Annotated in this window: 5 protein-coding genes; all 5 read left to right on the top strand. The window is 73.7% G+C overall.

Translation table 11 applies throughout. The features are described 5' to 3' along the window. Nucleotides 1–295: 295 nt before the first annotated feature. The 5 genes from aroC to CCN39_RS29345 are packed head-to-tail and all read left to right on the top strand — an operon-like array spanning nt 296 to nt 4,455. Nucleotides 296–1,483, top strand: coding sequence for a chorismate synthase (gene aroC, locus CCN39_RS29325; RefSeq protein WP_086847394.1), 1,188 nt, complete (start codon nt 296–298; stop codon nt 1,481–1,483). Then, nucleotides 1,480–2,004 (top strand): shikimate kinase, encoded by a 525-nt coding sequence (locus CCN39_RS29330; RefSeq protein ID WP_208630436.1) that lies wholly within the window; start codon nt 1,480–1,482, stop codon nt 2,002–2,004. The genes aroC and CCN39_RS29330 overlap by 4 nt, the downstream gene beginning before the upstream one ends. 8 nt (nt 2,005–2,012) lie before the next feature. Then, complete coding sequence (gene aroB / locus CCN39_RS29335; protein ID WP_086847399.1) at nt 2,013–3,122, top strand: 3-dehydroquinate synthase; 1,110 nt, start codon at nt 2,013–2,015, stop codon at nt 3,120–3,122. After that, the gene (aroQ, locus tag CCN39_RS29340) at nt 3,119–3,550 is read left to right on the top strand and encodes a type II 3-dehydroquinate dehydratase (protein ID WP_086847401.1); all 432 of its coding nucleotides are present in this window, start codon (nt 3,119–3,121) and stop codon (nt 3,548–3,550) included. Before aroB ends, aroQ begins: the two co-directional genes overlap by 4 nt. Beyond that, complete coding sequence (locus tag CCN39_RS29345) at nt 3,547–4,455, top strand: GNAT family N-acetyltransferase (protein WP_086847403.1); 909 nt, start codon at nt 3,547–3,549, stop codon at nt 4,453–4,455. Before aroQ ends, CCN39_RS29345 begins: the two co-directional genes overlap by 4 nt. Nucleotide 4,456: the final 1 nt, after the last annotated feature.

Genomic DNA, 4,456 nt, shown 5'->3' on the forward strand with positions numbered 1-4,456 from the left:
CCCCAGTCACGCGAGTTCCGTCCCCAATCACGCGAGTCACGGCCCCAGTCACGCGAGTCCCGCCCCCAGTCACGCGAGTCACGGCCCCAGTCACGCGAGTCACGGCCCCGATCACGCCGTGTCGACCCTCAGATCACGCGAGTCGACCTCCCGATCACACGTGTCGTGCCGCCAGGGGCGCGTGTCGTCCGCCCGGGGTGCGCGTGTCGTCCGTCCGCGCACGCGAACCGGCCCTCGCGCCGGGTGAGCGGAGGCATGTCCCGGCCCGCGCCGCGCCCGTGACAGGATTGAGCCCATGTTGCGCTGGATCACCGCAGGTGAATCGCACGGACCCGCGCTGGCCGCCGTGCTCGAAGGGATGCCCGCGGGCGTTGCCGTCACCACCGCCGACGTCACCGAGCAGCTGGCCCGGCGCCGTCTCGGCTTCGGCCGCAGCCCGCGGATGGGCTTCGAGACCGACCACATCGAGTTCCTCGGCGGCGTCCGCCACGGCCTCACCCAGGGCGGCCCGGTCGCCGTGCAGATCGAGAACGCCGAGTGGCCGAAGTGGGAGCAGGTCATGGCGGCCGATCCGGTCGCCCCCCAGATCCTCGAGGGCCTCGCGCGCAACGAACCGCTCACCCGGCCCCGTCCCGGCCACGCCGACCTGCCCGGCATGCAGAAGTACGGCTTCGACGAGGCGCGCCCCGTCCTGGAGCGCGCGAGTGCCCGCGAAACCGCGTCACGGACCGCGCTCGGCACGGTGGCCCGCAACTTCCTCCAGCAGCTGCTCGGCGTCGAGATCGTCAGCCACGTCGTCTCGATCGGCGGTGCCGACGCGCCCGAGGGGCCCCTCCCGAAGCCGGAGGACCTCGCGGCCATCGACGAGAGCCCGGTGCGCGCCTTCAGCCAGGAAGGCACCGACGCGATGGTCGCCGAGGTCGACGCCGTCCGGAAGGCGGGTGACACCGTCGGCGGCGTGATCGAGGTCCTCGCCTACGGCCTCCCGCCGGGCCTCGGCTCCCACGTCCACTGGGACCGGCGGCTCGACGCCCGCCTGGCCGGCGCGCTGATGGGCGTCCAGGCGATGAAGGGCGTCGAGGTCGGCGACGGCTTCACGACCGCACGTCGCTGGGGCAGCCAGGCGCACGACGAGATCGACCGCGGCACCGGCCCGGTCGGGGTCACCCGCCGGTCGAACCGCGCGGGCGGCCTCGAAGGCGGCATCACCAACGGCGAGCCGCTGCGCGTCCGCGTGGCCATGAAGCCGATCTCGACCGTCCCCAAAGCACTGTCCACAGTAGACGTCAAGACCGGCGAGCCCGCGGTCGCGATCCACCAGCGGTCGGACGTCTGCGCGGTGCCGCGGGCCGGGGTCGTGCTGGAATCGGTGGTGGCACTCGTCCTCGCCGACGCCGCGCTCGAGAAGTTCGGCGGCGACTCGCTCGCCGAGAGCAAGCGCAACGCCGAGGCGTACCTCAAGGCCCTCGAGGAGCGGTGGTGAGTCCGCGCGCGGTGGTCGTCGGCCCGCCCGGCTCAGGTAAGAGCACGGTCGGCCCGCTGCTGGCGACCGCGCTCGGCGTCACCTTCCGGGACAGTGACGACGACATCGTCGCGCGCACCGGGCGCAGCATCTCCGACATCTTCGCGGAAGACGGCGAACCCGCTTTCCGCGCGCTGGAAGAAGAAGCGGTCGCGACGGCGCTGGCCGGGCACGAGGGCGTGCTCTCCCTCGGCGGCGGCGCCCCGCTCACCCCGGGTACCCGGGCCCGCCTGGCCGAGCACACCGTCGTGTTCCTCAACGTCGGCCTCGCGGCCGGTGTGCAGCGCACCGGCTTGTCGAGTGCGCGGCCGCTGCTGGCCGGGGTGAACCCCCGCGCCACGTTCAAGAAACTGCTCGACGAGCGGGTGCCCGTCTACCGCGAGGTCGCCACCGTCGAGATCGTCACCGACGACCGGACGCCCTCCGAGATCGTCGCGCAGCTCGTGGCGGAGCTCGCCGCTCCCGCCGAAATCAAGGAGTGAGCCACCCCGTGTCCGATCCGGTGCGCATCCCCGTCGCCACCGCCCAGCCCTACGACGTCGTGGTCGGGCGCGGCCTGCTCGGCGACCTCACCGAGCACCTCGCCGACGCCTCGAAGATCGCGCTGGTCCACCCGCCGACGCTGACCGCCACGGCCGAAGCCATCCGCGACGAGCTGAACGCGGCGGGCCTCGACGCCCACCGCGTCGAGATCCCGGACGCCGAGGACGGCAAGGCGCTGACCGTCGCGGGCTTCTGCTGGGAGGTGCTCGGCCGGATCGGGCTGGACCGCCGCGGCGTCGTGGTCGGCCTCGGCGGCGGCGCCGTCACCGACCTCGCCGGGTTCGTCGCGGGCACGTGGATGCGCGGGGTCCGGCTGGTCAACGTGCCGACGACGCTGCTCGGCATGGTCGACGCCTCGGTCGGCGGCAAGACCGGCATCAACACCGAGGCCGGCAAGAACCTGGTCGGGGTGTTCCACGAGCCGAGCGCGGTGTTCGTCGACCTCGCGACGCTGGAGACGCTCCCGCGCAACGAGCTCGTCGCCGGGATGGCCGAGGTGATCAAGACCGGCTTCATCGCCGACCCGCGGATCCTCGAGCTGGTCGAGGCCGACCCGGCGGCCGCGCTCGACCCGGCCGGCGACGTCCTGGCCGAGCTGGTGCGCCGGTCCATCCGGGTCAAGGCCGACGTCGTCGCCGCGGACCTGCGCGAGTCCGACCTGCGCGAGATCCTCAACTACGGCCACACTCTCGGCCACGCCATCGAACGCCGCGAGCGGTACCGGTGGCGCCACGGCGCCGCCGTCAGCGTCGGCCTGGTGTTCGCCGCCGAGCTGGCGCGGCTGGCCGGGCGCCTCGACGACACGACGGCCGAGCGCCACGCCTCCGTGCTGAAGCTGATCGGCCTGCCGACGACGTACGACGCCGACGCGCTGCCGCAGTTGCTGGAAACCATGAAGGGCGACAAGAAGACCCGTTCCGGTGCGCTGCGGTTCGTCGTCCTCGACGCCCTCGCCAAACCGGGCCGGCTGGAGGGTCCGGACCCGGCGCTGCTCGCGGCCGCGTACTCGGCGATCGCGGCGGAGCCGTCCCGCGGCGGCGGGAGCGTGCTGCTGTGAAGGCGTTCGTGTTCAACGGCCCCAACCTCGGCCGGCTCGGCAAGCGCGAGCCGTCGGTCTACGGCTCGACCACGCACGCCGACCTCGCGGCGCTGTGCGTCGAGACCGGTGCCGAGCTGGGGATCGAGGTCGAGGTCCGGCAGACCGACCACGAGGGCGAAATGGTCAGCTGGCTGCACGAAGCCGCCGACGGCGGGCACCCGGTGGTGCTCAACGCCGGCGCGTGGACGCACTACTCGATCGCGGTGCGCGACGCCGCGGCGCAGCTGACCGCGCCGCTGATCGAGCTGCACATCTCGAACGTCCACAAGCGGGAGGCGTTCCGCCACCACAGCGTGCTGTCGGACATCGCGACGGCCGTGATCGCCGGCCTCGGCGTCGACGGCTACCCGCTCGCCCTGCGCTGGCTCGCCACCCACGCGGGATGACGGTGCTGACGGCACCGCGGGTGTCGTTGCGGCCGCTCACCGAGGCCGATCGCGAAGCCGTGGTGCAGGTGTTCGCCGACCCGGAGATGAGCCGGTACTTCGCCGCGGACTTCTCCGACCCGGCCGCGGCGAGCGCGATGGTGGACCATCGGCTCGCCTACCGCGGCCCGGCCGGCCAGGGCCACTGGGTGATCGAGCGCGACGGCGAGGTGATCGGCGTCGCGCACCTGCGTCCTTCGTCGGAGCTGCCGGGAGAGGTGCCCGAGCTGGGCTACTACGTCGCGAGCGCGCACGCCGGGCAGGGCCTGGCCACTGAGGCCGCCCGCGCACTGCTCGACCACGGGCTCGGCACGCTCGGGCTCCCGGCGGTGTGGGCGCTGGTCCACGAGCGGAACGCGGCGAGCCGCACCGTGGCCGCGCGCCTGGGTTTCCTCGACGTCGGCAGCGGCGTCCACTACGGCGACCTGCATCGCGTGCTGGTCGCGCTGCCCCCGGTGCACGGGCGGCCGCACCACATCGAGCTGTGGGTGCCGGACCTCGCCGAAGCCGAGCGCAGCTGGGGCTGGCTGCTCGGCGAGCTCGGCTGGCGCGAGTTCCAGCGCTGGCCGGCGGGGGTCAGCTGGCGGCTGGGAGCGACGTACCTGGTGGTGGAGGCATCCCCGGCGCGGAGCGCGCCGGACCACGAGCGCACCCGGCCGGGCTTGAACCACCTGGCACTGCACGTGGCCACGCGCAAGCAGGTCGACGACCTGTCGGCCCGGGCGACCGACCACGGGTGGCGGCCGCTCTTCGCGGACCGGTACCCGCACGCGGGCGGGCCCGCCCACTACGCGGCGTACTGGGAGAACGAGGCCGGGTTCGAGGTCGAGCTGGTCGCGGCGGACGGATCACCCGCCGGCGGGTGAT

It is taken from the genome of Amycolatopsis kentuckyensis, assembly GCF_002155975.1.
Lineage (GTDB): Bacteria > Actinomycetota > Actinomycetes > Mycobacteriales > Pseudonocardiaceae > Amycolatopsis > Amycolatopsis kentuckyensis.

Bases quoted from the DNA above. Each gene is read 5' to 3' on its own strand.
- aroC (WP_086847394.1), top strand. From the start codon at position 296: ATGTTGCGCTGGATCACCGCAGGTGAATCGCACGGACCCGCGCTGGCC.
- CCN39_RS29345 (WP_086847403.1), top strand. From the start codon at position 3,547: ATGACGGTGCTGACGGCACCGCGGGTGTCGTTGCGGCCGCTCACCGAG.